At 70.7% G+C, this 17590-nt stretch carries 22 protein-coding genes and 1 pseudogene; 12 read left to right on the top strand and 11 right to left on the bottom strand.

What is annotated here, in order from left to right:
• Window positions 1–171: 171 nt before the first annotated feature.
• The gene (locus tag GXP74_RS37565) at window positions 172–669 is read right to left on the bottom strand and encodes a hypothetical protein (RefSeq protein ID WP_182455663.1); all 498 of its coding nucleotides are present in this window, start codon (window positions 667–669) and stop codon (window positions 172–174) included.
• Window positions 670–1115: 446 nt separating this feature from the next.
• On the opposite strand from GXP74_RS37565, the gene GXP74_RS37570 reads away from it, so the two are divergent.
• The 4 genes and pseudogenes from GXP74_RS37570 to GXP74_RS41285 all read left to right on the top strand — a co-directional run bounded on the left by GXP74_RS37570 (window position 1116) and on the right by GXP74_RS41285 (window position 3863).
• A complete protein-coding gene (locus tag GXP74_RS37570) occupies window positions 1116–1541 on the top strand; it encodes a hypothetical protein (RefSeq protein ID WP_182455664.1) in 426 nt (141 codons plus the stop codon).
• Between the two features lie 497 nt (window positions 1542–2038).
• A complete protein-coding gene (locus GXP74_RS37575; RefSeq protein WP_182455665.1) occupies window positions 2039–2668 on the top strand; it encodes a hypothetical protein in 630 nt (209 codons plus the stop codon).
• 52 nt (window positions 2669–2720) lie between these two features.
• Window positions 2721–3011 (top strand): annotated as a pseudogene (locus GXP74_RS42385) (TniQ family protein); the annotation flags it as partial.
• A gap of 219 nt (window positions 3012–3230) precedes the next feature.
• The gene (locus GXP74_RS41285) at window positions 3231–3863 is read left to right on the top strand and encodes a hypothetical protein (protein ID WP_225448470.1); all 633 of its coding nucleotides are present in this window, start codon (window positions 3231–3233) and stop codon (window positions 3861–3863) included.
• Between the two features lie 153 nt (window positions 3864–4016).
• Here the strand turns inward: GXP74_RS41285 and GXP74_RS37585 are convergent, their stop codons facing one another.
• Window positions 4017–4313: a hypothetical protein gene (locus tag GXP74_RS37585; protein ID WP_182455666.1), complete on the bottom strand. Its 297-nt coding sequence runs from the start codon at window positions 4311–4313 to the stop codon at window positions 4017–4019.
• 202 nt (window positions 4314–4515) lie between these two features.
• The gene (locus GXP74_RS37590; protein WP_182455667.1) at window positions 4516–5196 is read right to left on the bottom strand and encodes a hypothetical protein; all 681 of its coding nucleotides are present in this window, start codon (window positions 5194–5196) and stop codon (window positions 4516–4518) included.
• Window positions 5197–5377: 181 nt separating this feature from the next.
• On the opposite strand from GXP74_RS37590, the gene GXP74_RS37595 reads away from it, so the two are divergent.
• From GXP74_RS37595 to GXP74_RS37605, 3 genes are all read left to right on the top strand, one after another.
• Entirely contained in the window at window positions 5378–5767 is a 390-nt protein-coding gene (locus GXP74_RS37595) for a helix-turn-helix domain-containing protein (RefSeq protein ID WP_182455668.1), read from the top strand.
• Window positions 5768–5780: 13 nt separating this feature from the next.
• Complete coding sequence (locus GXP74_RS37600; RefSeq protein ID WP_182455669.1) at window positions 5781–6350, top strand: hypothetical protein; 570 nt, start codon at window positions 5781–5783, stop codon at window positions 6348–6350.
• A gap of 124 nt (window positions 6351–6474) precedes the next feature.
• On the top strand, window positions 6475–6837 hold the full coding sequence (locus GXP74_RS37605; RefSeq protein WP_225448471.1) for a DUF2516 family protein: 363 nt from the start codon (window positions 6475–6477) through the stop codon (window positions 6835–6837).
• A gap of 50 nt (window positions 6838–6887) precedes the next feature.
• On the opposite strand, the gene GXP74_RS37610 is transcribed toward GXP74_RS37605, so the two are convergent.
• A complete protein-coding gene (locus tag GXP74_RS37610; RefSeq protein ID WP_182455670.1) occupies window positions 6888–8291 on the bottom strand; it encodes a PP2C family protein-serine/threonine phosphatase in 1404 nt (467 codons plus the stop codon).
• A gap of 248 nt (window positions 8292–8539) precedes the next feature.
• Between GXP74_RS37610 and GXP74_RS37615 the strand changes: the two genes are divergently transcribed.
• The gene (locus GXP74_RS37615; protein WP_182455671.1) at window positions 8540–9145 is read left to right on the top strand and encodes an O-acetyl-ADP-ribose deacetylase; all 606 of its coding nucleotides are present in this window, start codon (window positions 8540–8542) and stop codon (window positions 9143–9145) included.
• A gap of 170 nt (window positions 9146–9315) precedes the next feature.
• On the opposite strand, the gene GXP74_RS37620 is transcribed toward GXP74_RS37615, so the two are convergent.
• Window positions 9316–10056 carry a class I SAM-dependent methyltransferase gene (locus GXP74_RS37620; protein ID WP_225448747.1) on the bottom strand — a complete coding sequence of 247 codons (741 nt, stop codon included), beginning with the start codon at window positions 10054–10056 and terminating at the stop codon, window positions 9316–9318.
• Between the two features lie 283 nt (window positions 10057–10339).
• Between GXP74_RS37620 and GXP74_RS37625 the strand changes: the two genes are divergently transcribed.
• Both GXP74_RS37625 and GXP74_RS37630 read left to right on the top strand, forming a co-directional pair.
• Window positions 10340–11671, top strand: a complete 1332-nt coding sequence (locus tag GXP74_RS37625) for a glycosyltransferase (RefSeq protein WP_182456916.1) — start codon at window positions 10340–10342, stop codon at window positions 11669–11671.
• A gap of 67 nt (window positions 11672–11738) precedes the next feature.
• On the top strand, window positions 11739–12278 hold the full coding sequence (locus GXP74_RS37630) for a YbjN domain-containing protein (RefSeq protein WP_182455672.1): 540 nt from the start codon (window positions 11739–11741) through the stop codon (window positions 12276–12278).
• Between the two features lie 53 nt (window positions 12279–12331).
• On the opposite strand, the gene GXP74_RS37635 is transcribed toward GXP74_RS37630, so the two are convergent.
• Entirely contained in the window at window positions 12332–13321 is a 990-nt protein-coding gene (locus GXP74_RS37635; RefSeq protein WP_182455673.1) for an asparaginase, read from the bottom strand.
• Window positions 13322–13325: 4 nt separating this feature from the next.
• Window positions 13326–13793, bottom strand: coding sequence for an aerial mycelium formation protein (locus tag GXP74_RS37640; RefSeq protein ID WP_182456917.1), 468 nt, complete (start codon window positions 13791–13793; stop codon window positions 13326–13328).
• A 294-nt stretch (window positions 13794–14087) separates the two neighbouring features.
• Between GXP74_RS37640 and dtd the strand changes: the two genes are divergently transcribed.
• Window positions 14088–14513: a D-aminoacyl-tRNA deacylase gene (gene dtd, locus GXP74_RS37645; RefSeq protein ID WP_182455674.1), complete on the top strand. Its 426-nt coding sequence runs from the start codon at window positions 14088–14090 to the stop codon at window positions 14511–14513.
• A 19-nt stretch (window positions 14514–14532) separates the two neighbouring features.
• On the opposite strand, the gene GXP74_RS37650 is transcribed toward dtd, so the two are convergent.
• The 3 genes from GXP74_RS37650 to GXP74_RS37660 form a co-directional block, all read right to left on the bottom strand.
• A complete protein-coding gene (locus GXP74_RS37650) occupies window positions 14533–15507 on the bottom strand; it encodes a folate-binding protein YgfZ (RefSeq protein ID WP_182455675.1) in 975 nt (324 codons plus the stop codon).
• Entirely contained in the window at window positions 15504–15965 is a 462-nt protein-coding gene (locus tag GXP74_RS37655; protein ID WP_182455676.1) for a Fur family transcriptional regulator, read from the bottom strand. The genes GXP74_RS37650 and GXP74_RS37655 overlap by 4 nt, the downstream gene beginning before the upstream one ends.
• 127 nt (window positions 15966–16092) lie before the next feature.
• A complete protein-coding gene (locus GXP74_RS37660; RefSeq protein WP_182455677.1) occupies window positions 16093–16695 on the bottom strand; it encodes an FABP family protein in 603 nt (200 codons plus the stop codon).
• A gap of 200 nt (window positions 16696–16895) precedes the next feature.
• Between GXP74_RS37660 and GXP74_RS37665 the strand changes: the two genes are divergently transcribed.
• The gene (locus GXP74_RS37665) at window positions 16896–17258 is read left to right on the top strand and encodes a DsrE family protein (RefSeq protein WP_182455678.1); all 363 of its coding nucleotides are present in this window, start codon (window positions 16896–16898) and stop codon (window positions 17256–17258) included.
• A gap of 68 nt (window positions 17259–17326) precedes the next feature.
• Here the strand turns inward: GXP74_RS37665 and GXP74_RS37670 are convergent, their stop codons facing one another.
• Window positions 17327–17578: a DUF3099 domain-containing protein gene (locus GXP74_RS37670; RefSeq protein WP_182455679.1), complete on the bottom strand. Its 252-nt coding sequence runs from the start codon at window positions 17576–17578 to the stop codon at window positions 17327–17329.
• Window positions 17579–17590: the final 12 nt, after the last annotated feature.

A 17590-nucleotide genomic window follows, 5' to 3' on the forward strand; every position in this document is an offset into this window, starting at 1 on the left:
TTAAGCATTGCCGCTGTCGGCGTATACGTGAACGGCCCCAGCCATGTACGGAGGAGTCCTGTTGCCCGGCACGGCGGATGTCCGTCTCGGACCCGGGTCGGGCTCTGGGAATGTATCACCGGCGCCTGGTCGTGGCACTGAAGTGATGCTGTGGAAGCCGTGCGTGGCCGCTCAGGGCTCAACCCACCGCTTCTCGTAGGCGAGCCTGTTCGGCCCGTCGCCGTCCACCTCGTTGCCGTAGAGGTCCACGGTGGCATCCATGTAGCCCATGGCGTAGAGGATCGCTTCGGCTACCGCCTGGGCATCGACGTCGTCTATCTCATGGACGGTGTAGCGGATCGAGTTCTGGACGCGGCCGGAGAGGTTGGCGGCGACGGCGAGGGCAGAGAAGCTCGACTTGGTCAGACCGGAGGCTTCCAGCGCGATGCTTCCGCCGCGCAGGATCTCGACTACAGCCGCGAATGCCTCAGCGAAGTAGGTGGCGGCGTACGGGCCGGTCTCGCTCATGTGCATACGGAGGTAGTTGTTCTTGATCAGCCATTCCCGCAGGTTGTCCACCTTCAAGACCAGCCGCTCGGCCGCCTCCACCTGCCGGATCGTGGAGGCACCTTGCATGAGCAGTATCTCGAGTTCATTCAGATCCTCGGGGACGGGTCTGGCATGGTCCATCAGCAGCAGCCTCTCTGTCAGGTGTCAGCCTCGGGGCTGAGGACGCGTGGCACCCTGATCATTCTGCGGATCGATACCGTTGTAGACGGCCCCGGGATCGTCGGGTGCCGACCACGAACCGACAGTCCAGATCTCGGAGGCCGGCGGGCCGGGAACGCACCGGCCGACATCATCTCCGTAAGGCCCGCCCCCGAAAACGGCATGCATCCAGCCTTGCGGCGGTGTCCCACTCAGATCGAACACATCGTCCATCGCCCGCTGCCTCCCGGTCGCGAAGCATCGTAGTGCAGACCGTGAAGGCGTCCCGCTGCGATGGCCCCACCTCGGGACGTTCAAACGTACGTACCTGAGGAGCTAAGGCCGTACGACGACAGCCGCTCGATCAGGTCCGTTGAACAGGGGAAACCCTTGGTCAACGGACCGTGCGGTATGTCAGGCTCCGGGATATGGAGCCCCACAACGAGCAGGCGGCGGGCGAGATCTTGCACCAGCGCGGCTGGCGCAAGGCGTTCACCGTCCAGGAGATGGTCGACAAATGGGCCCGAATCGTGGGCAAGGTCGAGAACGGCTACGACGACATGGCCGAGGAGTACACCAACGACCTCTACAGCCGAAACTGGCTCCACGAGGCGTGGCCGATCCTCACTGAACGCGTCATCGTCATCTGGACTCCGCGGATCAAAGCCCTGGACGACCGATTCCGGGCCGCCACCGTCTTCGACGACGGCATCGCCATGTCGCAGTTCCACCGGATCAGCGGATTCGACCCCATCGACATGTGGTGGTGGCGACGCCATCCCCGCCTACTCGTCGGTGACCTCGGTCGTGATCTCCGCTTGGCCGGAGCGGTAGACGCGTCGTCAAACCCTTGACCAGCTCCTGAAAGCGGCACCCGCGGAGTCGGATCAGCCCTTGTCGCAGGCGAGACCTATCGTGGTCGGGTGACGAAGTGGCTCCGCTGTTACTGGGATGAAGAAGGCATTTGGTTCCACTTCGAACTCGACGCTGACGGACAAGTGACCCGACAGGTCGAGCTCCAGGAGCCCGACCAGAATCCTCTGGCTGCGGGCATCACTCGATGAGTGGCTGCGCGCGCAGGAGACCGGCCGTCTCGCGGAGTACGAAGCCAAGTACGAGCTGACCGCAGAGCTGCCCTTCCAGGAATGGTGCGGACCCGGGTCGGACTGGATACTGGACCGGCACGGGCTCCAGGAGCATCTCAGGCGACGAAGTCGAGAACCACCCCATCGGTCGACACCAGAAGTGGGCGAGGCACCGTCACGGACATGTAGCCTATGAATCGTCGCAGTTCAGAGCCGGTGTCCGAGCTCCTGCGGTCGGTGAAATCGACGACATCACACGGCTCAAGATGCATCGCGAAGACGACCAGGACACCCTCGACCTCATCCGCGATCTCATGAGCCTGAACGTCACCCTCGTCCTCATCGGCGTCAACATCCCCGGCTCCGGTCTCCTGCGCGAAGGCCGCCACGACCCTCGCAGCGGTCAATTGGTCTTCCCTCCTGTCAAACGGGGCAGGAGCTACAACGATGAGGCGGCGACCCAGACCGAGCGCCGCTTCGACATGGTCAACCTGGACCCGTTCCACTACGACACCCCGGCAGGCATCACCGCCTGGATCGCCCATCTCAACGGCATCGAGAAGCAGTTGAGGCTGTTCCGCTCCACCCCCCGCCTGCTCACCCGAAACACGATGCCCGAGTACCTGTTCCGCCGCACCGGAGGCATTGTCGGGCTACTGAAGCGGCTCATCGAGGACGGCTGCACGAAGGCCGTCGAGAGCGGCAAGGAGAACCTGACGATCGGCCTACTCGATGAGCTCACCATCAACCTGGGCAACGTGCCGGATCGGGACGCGGCCGCTGGAGAGGTCCCAGCGCTCAAGAGCGAGGCGGACAGCGCCCAAGGCCAGCAGCGCAAGCGAGGGAGGAACACCGTCTTCGATGACCGGGGCGGCCGACCGGCCGCCGACGCCTGATGCCGTCCGCGATCCTTCGCCCGCTGCCCCGCGGCCTTGACCCTCTCCCGCCCTGGAGCCAGATCGGGCTGAGAGCTTTGCTCGCACCACCCAGCTCTCTCGAAGCGAGGTCGGCAATCTGCTCACCTCAGCAATGGGCACACGCTACGGACCGCTGAACACAGAGCTCACCCCACGCGGCAGCGCTGCCACGATGGCCTACGGCAACCCCTGGCTTCTTACCCGCACCCCCCGCTACTGCCCGCAGTGCCTGGCGGGAGACGGAAGCGAGATCCAAGAGCTGCACGGCGGAGCCTGGCGGCGGAACTGGATGCTGCCGCCCGTCTTTGCCTGTCCCCGCCACCGGCGCCTGCTGCGGGTTAACTGTCCGTCCTGTCTCCAGCCCGTCAACGGCGCCCAGAAGGGCAGCATCATCGCCAGGCTCTGGGATGACGATCTCCACCCCACCCAGTGCCGAACAACCAGAACCCCTCTGACAATTGGCCGTCTCCAACCGGCCTGCGGCACGGAGCTCTCCGAGTCGGCCGAGCTCATCGCGGGCAGCCCCTGCGATGAACACACATTGAAGTACCTGCTCGGCCTCCAAGAGCGGCTCCTGCACCTGCTCGATCCCACCGGCCCCGACATGACGCCGAGCGTCGGCTGGCTGGTCCCCGTCGCCCACTACTTCGCCGACCTACGAGCCCTGCTCGGCCTGGTGTTCCTCACCTGGCCGGCAGCCCGCCACCTCGCCGGGACTCCCGCGCTTACGACAGTCCTCGACGAAGAAGCCCAACAACGCCGTGCCCGCGCCGAAGACCTCCACACTCGCCCGGGGAAGAAGTACAGTTCGCGGCCCTACACCGACCCGCCCGTGAACCCACTGCTCATGGGAGCTGTCCTAGGCATCGCCATGAGCCTTCTCGATGCCGACGACGAAGTCCTGGCCATCGAACTCCTGACGCCGCTGGTCAGACAGGCATACGCCGAAAATCAGGCCCTGGCGAACTACCTCCGCCGTGAATCATGGATCTCATACCCCTTGAGGATCGTCATCATGAACCGCTCGCGGGGAACGGCTCCACCGGACAAGCTGATCGGATGGGGCCCGAGTCCGGCTGTGAGCTACAGCGCGCCCTGTCCAAACGTCTACCTCCGCCGCTCTCCGAGACCCAGCAGCGACGCGGCCAGCACGGCAGGATGGTCCCCGACATGATCGAGACGAGTCAGGACTCCAGCTCCGGAAAGGTGGGAAGTGTCGCGCAGTGACGCCGACCTCGCAGCGGAGATCGCACCAGCCGGTCTTCGCTTCATAGAACGCGACCGAGCGGAAGGCAGACTTCCCGCCGAGGCTGGGAACATCGCGACATCATGTCGGCGTGAGGATGGACGCATCGATGCCGAACCTCACGAGGTCCTCGATGTCGACGACCCCGAACGCGCCCTCAAGCTCGATGCCGTATGGCTCCGCCTCGCCAACGAACACGGACTTCTCAACCCCGAGCGCGAGTTCCTCCTCCAAGTCGACTACGCCGACGAAGGCGACGACTGGCCGCAGCTCGCATGGATCAGGGTCCAACTCCAGGACGACTGGAGCATCGCAGGGGGCATCGTCCCCGCGCTCGGAGGCTTCGGCGTTCCCGAGTTCACCGCGATGGCCATCCATGGAGACGCACTCATGCGCACGACCGTCTGGGGCAACGGCCAGATCAGCTCCCTGCCATCCCGCAGCCGTCAACAGCGCAGCCGATCCGCAAGTGGGCCGAGTACATGGCCCACGACCCCAGCTACCCAGTAGATGTCCAGGCCGCTGCCCAAGCCTGGCTGGCGAAGCACTGACAAGACGCGGCACTCCCGCAAGCCAGCCTTCAGAGTGCCCCCTGGGCTGGTTGCGGATAGCCGATCTCGGCGATGTCCTGAGCCAGGTCCGCCAGGCAGACCTCGGGGTTCAGCGACGACACGAGTTCGTTGCTCAGCGGCCGCAGGGCATACACCTGACTCACCGCCGCCAGGTCCACCGAGACCTCGTAGTAGTCCTCGGCGAAACGCTGGAATGCTTTCGGAGTCTGTTCGACCAGGAGCTCGAACAGACTCGTGGACCCGTCAGGGTCGACAGCGCCCTTGGGGAAGTCGATCGTCCCGTGGTTCCACCGATCGTCCGTCGCTCCCCGCCACAGACAAGCTGTCACGACGGGCATCCCGTTCTCATCGGTGAACGCCGGCTCCTCAACGAAGGACTTGAAGAGGTCGGGGACCTCGTCGATCACCCCCGGCCATGGCTCGCCGTCGTTGCCATACGGGCTCATCGGCGATTCGTGGCCGAAGCCGCGCACATAGACTCCGGGCGCCGAGAACACGATGGAGTACTCGTCTCCTGACCCATTGCGCATCGAAGCCATCTCCTCGCCGTCGGCCCAGCTGGCGTTGAAGGAGTAGTACCGGCCTTCCCAGTCCGGGCTCAGGATCGCATCGAGCATCGCCAGCGAACGGCACAGGTCCCGCAGGTCATCGACGGCGGGGAGCCGGCGGGCCACGTCATAGACAGTCACGTGCTCATCCAACCCGATGCCAGTGACACCCCGCGCCCGCCCGAACCTCATGAGCCCTGGTTCCAACATGCGTGGCCAGGTTCCATCTATCGTGTCCCGGCTCAACGTCTGGGACCGGGCGGGCGACACAGTTGCAAGCGATGTGCTTGCAATAGTTAGCACGGCGGGGCAGAGTGGGGGCATGGCCTCACTGAACGTCGGCTCGCTCGGCGAGTACATCCGTGAGCAGCGACGGCATGCGCAGTACTCGCTGCGGCAGCTCGCGGATGCCGCCGGCGTGTCCAACCCGTACCTCAGCCAGATCGAGCGCGGGCTGCGCAAGCCGAGCGCGGAGATCCTGCAGCAGATCGCGAAGGCGCTGCGGATCTCCGCGGAGACGCTGTACGTGCAGGCGGGGATCCTCGATGAGCGCGAGGAGGCGGGCCTGGAGTTCCGGGCGGCCGTCTTCGCGGACTCGTTGATCAACGAGCGGCAGAAGCAGGTGCTGCTCGCCGTCTACGACTCCTTCCTCAAGGAGAACGAGAGGGAGCACGGGACCAGTGACCGTACAGACCAGGTAGATCCCGTCTAGGGGAGGAATTCCCATGCCCATCAGCGATGACCTGCGCAAGACCCTGGCCGACCCGACCCCGCTCTACGCCCTCGCCGGGGCCGGGGATCTGGCGGTGGAGAAGCTGCGTGAGGTGCCCGAGCTGGCCGCCTCCATCGCCGCCGACCGCAAGGGCGCGCAGGAGAAGGCCACGGCCCGGCTGCAGGAGGCCGGGGCGCGGCTGACCGAGGCGCAGGCCAAGGTCGCCGAGACGGTCAGCACGCTGCCGACCGATCTCAAGGCGCTCCAGGAGCGGGCCCAGGGCCTGGCCCTGCAGTCGGTCGGCCGGGCGGCCGAGCTCGCGGTCAAGGCGCGCGAGGTGTACGACGAGTTGGCCGAGCGCGGCAAGGTCGTGGTGGACCGCCAGCGCAAGGACAGCGCCGAGGAGCTGAACGTGATCGCGGCCAGGGCCGAGTCGAAGGCCGACGCCTTCGCGGCCGAGGTGGACGTAGTCGAGGTGGACGTGGTGGAGGTCGACGTGGTGGAGGTCGAGGTCGACGAGGACGAGTCGGCCAAGCCCGCCGCCAAGCGCCCGACGCCTCGGAAGAACACGCCGAAGCCGTAGTCGGTCGGACCGGACGTACTCGCTGGGGCACGCCGGGCACGCCCGGCGTGCCCCAGGCGTTTCACCCGCCAGGGAGCCGGTCCGTGGGACGATCGTCCCGAGGGTTCCGGGCGAAGGAGTGACGATGTTCCAGCAATATGCCCTGAGCGGCATCCTGATCAACGGGTTCAGCAACATCCTGTCGTGGATCACGCTCGCCGTGCTGGTGTTCGAGGTCTTCGCCTTCGTGGACGTGCTGTTCCGGCGCACCGACGCCTTCCCGGCCGTGGACAAGCAGACCAAGCCGTTCTGGATGATCATCCTGGGCCTGGCCGTCGCCGTGTCGATCATTCCGATCGGCGGCTTCCTGAGTTCGATGCTGGTGCTGCTCGGCCTGGTGGCCGCGATCGTCTACGTGGTGGACGTGCGTCCCCGAGTGCGGGCGGTCACGCCGTCCCGCAAGAACAAGAAGGACAACACCCACATGGGCCCGTACGGACCCTGGTGACCGGCCGGGCCCCGGCGGCGAACGCGGCCGGGGCCCGGGACCGGCCGCGTTCAGCCGTGGACGACCGCGGGCGGGCGGCTGAGCAGCAGCACCGCGACGTCGTCCGCCAGCGCGCCGCCGTTGAGGTCCTCGACCTCGGACATCGCGGTGTCGATCAGCAGCTCGTCACGGAGCCCGCTCTGCTGGTGGTCGGCGATCATGCCGATCAGCCCCTCCTGCCCGAGCCGCCGCGTGCCCGCGCCTATCCGGCCCTCGATCAGCCCGTCGGTGTAGAGCATCAGGCTCCACTCCTCGCCGAGCCGGACCTTGGTCGGCGGCCACTGCTCGACCTCGGCCGGGCCGTCCAGCGGCAGCAGGCCGAGCGCCGGGCCGCCGTTGTCGTACGGCAGCAGCTCCGGCGGGCGGAACTCGCGGAGCAGCAGCGGCGCCGGGTGCCCGGCGAGGTGCAGCTCGGCGTACTCGCCGTCGGGGTCGATCGCGAGCATGCACAGGGTCGCGAAGATCTCCTCGCTGCGGCGCTCGTGTTCGAGCACCCGCTGCAGGGTGCCCAGCAGCGCCTCACCGGTCAGGCCCGCGAAGACCAGGGTGCGCCAGGCGATCCGCAGCGCGACGCCGAGGGCGGCCTCGTCCGGGCCGTGGCCGCAGACGTCGCCGATCACCACGTGGACGCTGCCGTCCGAGGTGCGGACGGCGTCGTAGAAGTCGCCGCCGAGCAGCGCGCGGCGGCGGCCGGGCCGGTAGCGGGCGTGGAAGGTGAACCCGGAGCCTTCGAGCAGCGGGGTGGGCAGCAGGTGCCGCTGCAACCGGGCGTTCTCCTGGCCGCGCAGCTCGGCCTCGACCAGGCGGCGCTGGGACTCGTCGGCGCGCTTGCGTTCCACCGCGTAGCGGACCGCGCGGCTGAGCAGTCGACCGTCCATCTCCTGCTTCACCAGGAAGTCCTGGGCTCCGGCAGCGACCGCGGCGGCGCCCAGGTAGACGTCGGCGGTGCCGGTGACGGCGAGGACCGCCGTGCGCGGGGCCCGGCGCAGCAGCCTGCGCAGGCCCTCCAGGCCGCCGCCGTCGGGGAGTTCGAGGTCGAGCAGGATGCAGGCGGTGTCGACGGTGAGCATCGCCGACGCCTGGTCGAGGTTGCGCGCCCAGCGGACCCGGACGTCCGAGGCGACCTCGGCGAGCAGGTTGCGGACGCTCTCGGCGTCCTCCGGGTCGTCGTCGATGACCAGGACCGACAGCGGCGCAGCGGGCGCGCCGACGAAGACCGAGTCGACGCCGAAGACCGGCCCGGACGCGGACGCGGTCGACTCCGCGGGGGCGGCCGGTACCGGGCGCACGGCCTGGACGGCGAGGGCGGGCTCGCCGGTGAGAACGGCCGGTACCGGGGCGAGACGCGGGCGCGGTATGGGCGTGCCGGTGGGCGCGCTCGGATGCGGCTCGTGCGCGCTCTCGATGGCGGGCATCAGCGGTACCTCCCTCTCCCCGGCTGTGGAACGGTTGGGCGACAGATGCAGTGCCCATCAAACACCGCGATCCTTGGACTTTCCCGTGACCCTAACGTGATCTCCACAGCTCCTCCGCACGGCACGTCACACCGGCGGCGTGATTCCACCCACTGGTTGTGAGCTGCGGCGGACCGGTCGCGACCGGAGAAAGCCCAGGGCAAAGGCGGTATCCGGGGCACCGGCCCCGGCCACAACGGAAGGAGCAAGTGATGGAGATCACCTTGATCGAGGGTGACATCACCGAGCAGCGGGTGGACGCCGTGGTGAACGCCGCGAACTCCTCGCTGCTGGGCGGCGGCGGGGTGGACGGCGCGATCCACCGCCGGGGCGGCCCGGAGGTGCTGGCGGCCTGCCGCGCGCTGCGTGCCTCGCACTACGGCAAGGGCCTGCCGACCGGCCGCGCGGTGGCCACCACCGCCGGGCGGCTGCCGGCCCGCTGGGTGATCCACACCGTCGGCCCGGTCTACGCCCCGGGCGACCCGGACCGGGCGGATCTGCTGGCCTCCTGCTACCGGGAGTCGCTGCGGGTCGCCGCCGGTCTGGACGTGCGCACGCTGGCTCTGCCCGCCGTCTCGACCGGGGTCTACGGCTGGCCCATGGCCGACGCCGCGCGCATCGCACTGACCACCGTCCGCGCCTGGGCCGAGGCTGCGGCGGCGGCCGGGACAGCCGGGACAGGCGAGGCGGGCGGCGGGTTGGTCGAGGCGCGCTTCGTGCTGTTCGACGACGCGGCGTACCGGGTGTTCGAGCGGATCCGGGCGGAACTGGGTGACCTGGGTGAGGGGGCGGGCCATGGGTCCATGGTGGACTGAGGGGACGTCAATTCTCCATAAGATTCGATAACTCGTTCGAGTGAAGTTGGCTGACACATCCGCTGATTCCGGGTAAACCACCCATATGGCGGGTACTTCCCGCCTCGCCCCACATGCCCCGAAGACACATGCACCGAAGACACATCCCCCGAAGACGCCTGCCCCGAAGCTCAGCCGCCCGGCGCCACCGCGTCCCAGCGGACGGTGAGCTCGCCCAGCCGCCACCGGCGCGGACCGCCGACCACCGGCCAGTCCGTGGCGACCGTCCGCGCCATCGCGATCCAGCGCTGCCGGGCACCGAAGTCCCCGTACGGCGCGGCCGAGGCCCAGGCCCGGTCCAGGTCGCGCAGGAAGGCGTGCACCGGCTCGCCCGGCACGTTCCGGTGGATCAGCGCCTTCGGCAGCCGCTCGGCCAGGTCGGACGGGCGGTCGAGCCCGCCCAGCCGGGCCGCGAAGGTCACCGTGCGCGGACCCGAACGGTCCAGCGCCACCCAGACCTGGCGGCGGCCGATCTCGTCGCAGGTGCCCTCGACCAGCAGCCCGCCCGGCGCCAGCCGCCCGCACAGCAGCGCCCAGGCGTCCGCGACCTGGGCCTCCTCGTACTGCCTGAGCACGTTCGCGGCCCGGATCAGCAGCGCGCCCCCGGCCGCCGCCGCGCCGTCCAGCGGCACCTCGAAGCCGCCCCGGCGGAAGGTCAGCCCCGGCGGCCGGGCGTAGCGCTGGGCGACCGCCACCCGCTCCGGCTCGATCTCGATGCCGACCACCCGGACGTCGGCCCGCTCCGCCGCCAGCCGCTGGTACAGCTCCACCGCGGTCCACGGCGCCGCGCCGTAGCCGAGGTCCACCGCGACCGGCGCGGACCGCGCCCGGCGCAGCGCCGGGGCCAGCTCGGCCGCGATCCAGCGGTCCATCCGGCGCAACCGGTTCGGATTGGTGGTACCCCGGGTCACCGCGCCGACCGGACGCCCCGCCGAACCGGACCGGCGGCCGGTCACCGACGCTCCCCGACCGCTGGTACTGGACACCAGCGCAGCCTACGCGGCGGCTCGGCCGCGCCGGGAATCGATGCGCGATCGTCCGTGTTGTCGCAGTGTTGAAGGGTCGCTGAGCGGCCACGGACAGGGACAGCCCAGGACACGTTCCCAACCCCGTTAGTGAGGACGAGCGGTGCCCCAGCAGCCTTCCCGGATCGCCATGCTCAGCGTGCACACCTCCCCGCTGCACCAGCCGGGGACGGGTGACGCGGGCGGCATGAACGTCTACATCGTCGAGCTCTCCAAACGCCTCGCCGAGCAGGGCATCGAGGTGGAGATCTTCACCCGCACCACCTCCTCGGACCTCGCGCCGACGGTGGAGCTGGCGCCCGGAGTACTGGTCCGGCACATCACCGCCGGACCGTTCGAGGGCCTGGTCAAGGAGGACCTGCCGGCCCAGCTCTGCGCCTTCACCCACGGCGTGCTGCGGACCGAGGCCGGGCACCGGCCCGGCCACTACGACCTGGTGCACTCCCACTACTGGCTGTCCGGGCAGGTCGGCTGGCTGGCCTCGGAGCGCTGGGGGGTGCCGCTGATCCACACCATGCACACCATGGCGAAGGTCAAGAACGCCGCCCTGGCCGTGGACGACACGCCCGAGCCCGCCGCCCGGATCATCGGCGAGACGCAGGTGGTGTCCGCCGCCGACCGGCTGATCGCCAACACCACCGAGGAGGCCGACCAGCTGGCGCTGCACTACGAGGCCCGGCCCGACCAGCTGGCCGTGGTCCACCCCGGCGTCAACCTGGAGGTCTTCCGGCCCGCCAGCGCCGCCCCCACCGGCGTCGTCGGCGACGCGGTCAGCCATCCGGTCGGCGTTCGCGAGGCCTGCGCCCGCGAAGCCGGTGCCCGCGCGGCGATCCGCGCCCGGCTCGGGCTGCCGCTGGACGCCACGGTGCTGCTCTTCGCCGGACGCATACAACCGCTGAAGGCCCCGGACGTGCTGGTGCGCGCCGTCGCCGAGATGCTGCGCCGCGATCCCACGCTGCGCGACCGGCTGGTGGTGCCGGTCGTCGGCGGACCCAGCGGCAGCGGCCTGGCCCGCCCCGAGAGCCTGCACAAACTCGCCGCCCAGCTCGGCGTCTCCGACGTGGTGCGCTTCCATCCCCCGGTCGGGCAGACCGAGCTCGCGGACTGGTACCGGGCCGCGACCGCGCTGGTGATGCCCTCCCACAGCGAGTCCTTCGGCCTGGTCGCGCTGGAGGCCCAGGCCTGCGGCACGCCGGTGGTCGCGGCGGCCGTCGGCGGCCTGCCGGTGGCGGTCCGGGACGGCGAGACCGGCCTGCTGGTCAAGGGACACGACCCGCGCGACTGGGCGGTCACGCTGCGCCGCCTGATCGACGACCCGGGCCTGGCCCCCCGGCTGGGCGAGGCCGCCGCCCGGCACGCCAAGGCCTTCGGCTGGGCCGGGGCCGCCGCCGACACCGCCGAGGTGTACACCCGGGCACTGTCCGACCCGGCACGGCGCGAGGCCGAGCAGGCACGGCGGTAGGCGGCGCGGCGCACCGACGCGGACCACGGGCGGCCCGAGCGGTAGCGTCAGCTCCATGGACCGTGCCATGGACAGTGAAGACCCCCGGGCCGCCGCCCTCGCCGTGCTCCAGGCCGCGCTGGAGGATTCGGGCCTGGGCTGGGAGCAGCCCGACCCGCACACCCTGGTGGTGACCCTGCCCGGCACCCGGAAGCTGTCCACCACCTGCTCGCTGCGGGTGGGCGAGCACACCCTGAGCGTGAACGCGTTCGTGGTGCGCCGCCCGGACGAGAACCACGAGAGCTTCTACCGCTGGCTGCTGGAGCGCAACACCCGGGCGTACGGGCTGGCGTACGCGATCGACCGGCTCGGCGACGTGTACCTGGTCGGGCGGCTGCCGCTGGCGGCGGTGACCGCGCCGGAGGTGGACCGGCTGCTCGGCGCGGTGCTGACCAACGCCGACGAGCCCTTCAACACCCTGCTGGAGCTGGGCTTCGCCTCGGCGATCAAGCGGGAGTGGGAGTGGCGGACCAAGCGCGGGGAGTCCACCCGCAACCTGGCCGCGTTCACCCGGCTGACCGGCGCGAGCGAGCCCTCGGCCCCGGCCGCCGAGCCCCCGGAGGGCTGACCACGACGGCTCGCCCCGCTCACCCCGTCGCCCCGCTCAGCCCGTCGCCCCGCTCACACCGTCGCGCGGATCTCGCCGACCGGTCGGCCGCCGCCGAACAGCGGGGCGCAGCCGATCCGGCCCAGGGCGTCGCCGGTCGCGGTGACGCCGAGGCGGCGCAGCAGGGCGGCGAGCACCGGTCCGACGGCCCGGTCGGCGCCGTCCTCGATCTTGAAGGCCAGGGCCCGGCCGTCCGGCAGGGCGACCACCTGGACCGCCTCCGCGCCCATCTTGGACAGCGCGCCGGGGACGCCGCGCATCAGCCAGGTGTCGATCCGGCGGGTGCCGCCGACGTACTCCGGGTGGGCGCGCATGGCGTCGGCGACCCGGCGTTCGGGGGTGCCCGGGTCGGCCAGCAGCAGCGCCCGGAAGGCGCGGGCCAGGCCGATCAGGCTGACCGCCAGCAGCGGGGCGCCGCAGCCGTCGGTGCCGACCGTCCCCACGGTCTCGCCGGTGAGCCGCTGAACGCTCTCCAGCACCTGCCGCTGGAGCGGGTGGGCCGGGTCGAGGTAGCTCGCGGTGTCCCAGTCGTTGGCGACGCAGGCCGCGAGCATCGCGGCGTGCTTGCCCGAGCAGTCCATCAGGATCGGCTCCGGGTGGCCGCCGGAGCGTATCCAGGCCTCCTGCTCGGCCTCGTCCAGCGGCCAGGAGGCGGGGGTCTGCAGGGCGCCGACGCCCAGCCCGGCCCCGGCCAGGATCCGCCGGACGCCGTCCAGCTGAAAGCTTTCCGCTGAGTGGCTGGCGGCGGCCAGCGCCAGCAGCTCGCCGTCCAGCTCCAGGCCGGTCCGCAGGATCCCGGCGGCCTGCATCGGCTTGTTGCTGGACCGGGGGAAGACCGGCTGCTCCGGGGAGCCGAGCGAGAGCTCGACCGAGCCGTCGGCGGCCAGGACCACCAGCGAGCCCCGGTGCCGCCCCTCGGTGAACCCGGAGCGGACCACCTCCGCCAGCACGGCGGTCGGGGCGGCGGCCAGGCCGGCGGCCTGGTGCGTGCTGGGGGTGGTCATGGCTTCAGCCTCCGAGGAGCAGGTCGTCTACGCGCGCTTCCCCCTCACGGTACCTGCGGGTGATCTCAGCGCTGCACTCGTCCGCTGTCCGCTGTAGCCCCTGGCGGCGCAGCGAGATCGCCCGCTCGTGCGTGGTCAGCCGGATGCAGGCGGCCTGGAGCGCGGCGGCGGTCTGCGCCTGCGGGTCGGCGAAGGCGATGTCGTCCATCAGCTCGTCCGCGAGCGAGCGGAACTCGGCGCTGCGCGGGGTGCCCAGGGTGACGTGCCGGGCGGAGCTGCGGACCCGCGACGGGAGGTCCGCCAGGATCTCCGGCAGCCGGTCGACCAGGGTGTCCGGCAGCGCCTGCCGACCCGTGCGCCGCGCCAGCTCGGCGCAGAGGATGTCCACCCGCCCCTGGAGCAGGCGGCGCAGGTAGGAGAGGTCGGCCTCGTCCTCCTGGGCCTGGCGGCGCCGGGAGCGCAGTTCGTCCATGCCCAGGTGCCCGAGCGCCGTCGCGTCGTCCCGTTGCCTGTACCCGTCGCCCACCACGCGTGCCGTCCCCTGGTCCATGACCGCTTCGACGCCGTCCCGGCTGCATCGTGCCACCGGTCGGCACCCGCGCGCAGGAAAGCTGCACCCAATCGGCCCCCTGGCGAATGCGGGTGGCTCATACGACCGGTGCATATGCCCAGTCCAGAGCCGAGACCGGAAGCCACGCAGGGGCGCGGGGGCAGGACCCCACGCCCCCTGTACTCGCTCCCGAGCGCCCCGGGCACAATGGCACCCATGCGCGCAGTGGCTCAGGTAGTGACCGAGGCGAAGGTGACCGTCGGCGGCGAGGTGGTGGGCTCGATCCTCGGCCCCGGGCTCTGTGTCCTGGTGGGCGTCACCCACGAGGACACCCCGGAGCAGGCCGCGCTGCTGGCCCGCAAGCTGTGGTCGGTCCGGGTGCTGGAGGGCGAGAAGTCCTGTTCCGACCTGGACGCGCCGCTGCTGGTGATCAGCCAGTTCACCCTCTACGGCGACGCCAGGAAGGGACGCCGTCCCACCTGGAACGCCGCCGCGCCCGGCGCCGTCGCCGAGCCGCTGGTGGACGAGGTGGTGGCGCAGCTGCGGGCGCTCGGGGCGACCGTGGAGACCGGCCGCTTCGGCGCGGACATGAAGGTGTCCCTGGTCAACGACGGCCCGTTCACGCTGGTCCTGGAGTTCTGACCGGCGCCCGCCGGGGCGGCTACCGCGGGACGATGACCTCCTGCGTCGCCGGCACGGCGCCGGCCAGCAGCGGGAGGTCCACCTCGGTGTTGCGCTTGACCAGCGCCAGCGCCACCGGCCCCAGCTCGTGGTGCCGGGCGGCGGAGGTCACGAAGCCGACCGGGCGGCCGTCGGCGCCGTCCGCGGCGCCCCGGACCGGCGCGCCGTGCTCCGGCAGCGCCTCCATGCTGCCGTCCAGGTGCAGGAACACCAGGCGGCGCGGCGGGCGGCCGAGGTTGTTGACCCGGGCGACCGTCTCCTGTCCCCGGTAGCAGCCCTTGTTCAGGTGCACCGCCGTCTCCAGCCAGCCCAGCTCGTGCGGGATGGTCCGGTGGTCGGTCTCGAAGCCCAGCCGCGGCCGGTAGGCCTCGATCCGCAGCGCCTCGTAGGCCCACAGCCCGGCCGGGGCGCCGTACCCGGCGGTCGCGGCGGCCAGCTCGGCCCGGGGCAGGAACAGGTCCCGCCCGTACGGCAGCTCGCGGACGGCCGCGGCGGCGGAGGCGTCGGCGGTGGACCCGGCCGGCAGGTGCACCACCGCGTAGGCGTCGGTGGCGGCGGTGATCTCGACGTCGTTGAAGAACTTCATCTTCTCCAGGTACGCCACCAGCTCCGGCTCGGTGCCCGGCTCGACGTGCGCCCAGGTGGTGGCGCCGTCGTCGACCAGGTACAGCGCGTGCTCGATGTGGCCGTTCGGGGAGAGGATCAGCGCCTCGGTGGCCTGCCCCGGCGGCAGCTCGCTGACGTGCTGGGTCAGCAGCAGGTGCAGCCAGCTCAGCCGGTCCGGGCCGGAGACGGTGACCACGCCCCGGTGGGAGAGGTCGACGAAGCCGCGCCCGGCCGCCAGCTCCCGCTGCTCGCGGAACAGCTCGCCGTAGTGCGCGGCCACGGGGGCGTCCACGCCGTCGGCGGCGACGGCGCCGGGCAGGGAGAGCAGCGGGCTGGAGGGCCTGGTCACGTGTCGGCGTCCTTCGGGGAGCTGGGGTCGGGGGTCTTCCGCTTGCCGGTGCAGTCGGCACAGCGCCCGAAGATGGCGAAGTGCTTCATGTCAGTCTCAAAACCATGGGCGGCCCGCAGGGATTCCACGAACGGCGCGGCGATCGCCATGTCGGTCTCGGTGACCTGCTCGCAGTCCCGGCACACCAGGTGCAGATGCTGGTCATGGTCCGCCAGGTGGTACGTCGGCGCGCCGTGGCCGAGGTGGGCGTGCGAGACCAGGTCCAGCTCCTCCAGCAGGTCCAGCGTCCGGTAGACCGTGGAGATGTTCACGCCGGTGGCGGTGCGCCGCACCTCGTTCAGGATGTCGTCCGGGGTGGCGTGCTCCAGCGCGCCCACGGCTTGCAGCACCAGTTGGCGCTGCGGCGTGAGCCGGTAGCCCCGCGCCCGGAGGTCGCTCTGCCAGTCGATGCCACTCACTCCCGTGCCCCTCAGCCCTCGGTTCAGCGCTCGGTACGACAACGTCCCGCACCCCCGAGTCTAGGGGGGTACGGGACGTTGCCTGAAGGGACGAACAGGCCCGGTTCGGGGCCCGGCGGGTTCGGGTTCAGCGGAAGAAGGCGATGCCGTCGTCCGGGAGGTCGGCGATGTCCTCGACCAGGCGCGCGGGGTTCAGCACCTTCTTGAGCTGGCCCGACATGTACGGCTGCAACGGCACCTCGGGCGCGGACTTCTCGCCCACCCACATCAGCTCGCCGTTGACCAGCCCGTACAGCCGCTTGCCACCGGAGTACGGAGCGCTGTCGGCCACCCGTGCCACCGCGTCGGTGACCAGCTCGATCTGCGGCTTGCCGTCCGCCAGCTCGCCGTACCAGATCTCCACGGTGCCGTCGTCGCGCACCAGCGAGCACTCGATCTCGCGGGCGCCGGTGGTGCCCTGCTGGTTGCTGGTGACCCGCCAGAAGCCGCTCTCGGTCTCCAGCGGCCGGACCTTCGCGCCCTCGGCGTCCAGCACCCAGCTGCGGGAGCGGAACTCCAGGAACGGACGGCCGTCGTGCCGGAAGACGAGCTCCTGGCCGAAGTTGCACTTGGCGGTCTCCGGGTCGCCCTGCCCGGGGAGCGCGGCGTACACCCCGGCGCCCTCCCAGGTGCCCAGCAGGAAGGCCAGGGAGACGACGTCCCGGTGCAGGCCGGACGGGATCTCGATCATGTCAGCGCTGGCCCTGGTAGAGCTTCTTCACCGCGTAGACGGCGAACCAGACGATGACGACGGCCATGACGGCCAGCAGGGTGTCGTAGCTATCCACGAGCATGGCTGTCTGCTCCTCTTGCGGTGACGGACGGTGGGCGCCCCCTGAGTCTAATCGCCCCGCACCGGTCACTCGCGGCGGCCCTGCATAGGGTTGGGCCATGTCGAAGAAACTGGTCATCAAGGTCACCGCCGGGGCCGACGCGCCGGAGCGCTGCTCACAGGCGTTCACGGTGGCGGCGGTCGCCGTCGCCAGCGGGGTGGAGGTGTCGCTCTGGCTGACCGGGGAGTCCAGCTGGTTCGCGCTGCCGGGGCGGGCCGCCGAGTTCGAGCTGCCGCACGCGGCACCGCTGCCGGAGCTGCTGGAGTCGCTGCTGGCCGCCGGGCGGGTGACGCTGTGCACCCAGTGCGCGGCGCGGCGCGGGATCACCCAGGCGGAGGTGCTGGACGGGGTGCGGATCGCGGGCGCCCAGGTGTTCGTCAGCGAGGTGATGGCGGACGACGTGCAGGCGCTGGTCTACTGACGCCGCGTCCGGCGTCGGTACCGGTCCGCGTCGTCGCTGGTTCGCGTCGTCACTGGTACCTGTCGTTGCTAGTCCTTGTCGTCCCACTGGTCCCACCAGTTCTGGTCCTGCGGGTCGTCCTCCTCGTCCCACCAGTGGAAGTCCGGGCCCCGGCTGTTGGCGATGATGGCGGCGACCGGCGGGATCACCATGGCCACCCCGCTCATCACCACGGCGGCCGTCACCGACCAGAAGCGCACCAGGTTCCAGGCCAGCAGGATGATCACCAGGCAGGTGCCCATCAGGGCGAAGTAGACGTGCCGACGGCGCAACGACTTCATGCCTCCAGCGTA

The sequence above is a fragment of the Streptacidiphilus sp. P02-A3a genome (genome assembly GCF_014084105.1).
Classification (GTDB): domain Bacteria; phylum Actinomycetota; class Actinomycetes; order Streptomycetales; family Streptomycetaceae; genus Streptacidiphilus.

Coding starts and splice junctions, on each gene's coding strand:
- GXP74_RS37575 (WP_182455665.1), top strand. CDS start 2,039: ATGCATCGCGAAGACGACCAGGACACCCTCGACCTCATCCGCGATCTC.
- dtd (WP_182455674.1), top strand. CDS start 14,088: ATGCGCGCAGTGGCTCAGGTAGTGACCGAGGCGAAGGTGACCGTCGGC.
- GXP74_RS37635 (WP_182455673.1), bottom strand. CDS start 13,321: ATGACCACCCCCAGCACGCACCAGGCCGCCGGCCTGGCCGCCGCCCCG.
- GXP74_RS37600 (WP_182455669.1), top strand. CDS start 5,781: ATGCCCATCAGCGATGACCTGCGCAAGACCCTGGCCGACCCGACCCCG.
- GXP74_RS37605 (WP_225448471.1), top strand. CDS start 6,475: ATGTTCCAGCAATATGCCCTGAGCGGCATCCTGATCAACGGGTTCAGC.
- GXP74_RS37595 (WP_182455668.1), top strand. CDS start 5,378: ATGGCCTCACTGAACGTCGGCTCGCTCGGCGAGTACATCCGTGAGCAG.
- GXP74_RS37620 (WP_225448747.1), bottom strand. CDS start 10,056: ATGGACCGCTGGATCGCGGCCGAGCTGGCCCCGGCGCTGCGCCGGGCG.
- GXP74_RS37640 (WP_182456917.1), bottom strand. CDS start 13,793: ATGGACGAACTGCGCTCCCGGCGCCGCCAGGCCCAGGAGGACGAGGCC.
- GXP74_RS37660 (WP_182455677.1), bottom strand. CDS start 16,695: ATGATCGAGATCCCGTCCGGCCTGCACCGGGACGTCGTCTCCCTGGCC.
- GXP74_RS37665 (WP_182455678.1), top strand. CDS start 16,896: ATGTCGAAGAAACTGGTCATCAAGGTCACCGCCGGGGCCGACGCGCCG.
- GXP74_RS37630 (WP_182455672.1), top strand. CDS start 11,739: ATGGACAGTGAAGACCCCCGGGCCGCCGCCCTCGCCGTGCTCCAGGCC.
- GXP74_RS37570 (WP_182455664.1), top strand. CDS start 1,116: ATGGAGCCCCACAACGAGCAGGCGGCGGGCGAGATCTTGCACCAGCGC.
- GXP74_RS37610 (WP_182455670.1), bottom strand. CDS start 8,291: ATGCCCGCCATCGAGAGCGCGCACGAGCCGCATCCGAGCGCGCCCACC.
- GXP74_RS37625 (WP_182456916.1), top strand. CDS start 10,340: ATGCTCAGCGTGCACACCTCCCCGCTGCACCAGCCGGGGACGGGTGAC.
- GXP74_RS37585 (WP_182455666.1), bottom strand. CDS start 4,313: ATGGATGGCCATCGCGGTGAACTCGGGAACGCCGAAGCCTCCGAGCGC.
- GXP74_RS37670 (WP_182455679.1), bottom strand. CDS start 17,578: ATGAAGTCGTTGCGCCGTCGGCACGTCTACTTCGCCCTGATGGGCACC.
- GXP74_RS37565 (WP_182455663.1), bottom strand. CDS start 669: ATGGACCATGCCAGACCCGTCCCCGAGGATCTGAATGAACTCGAGATA.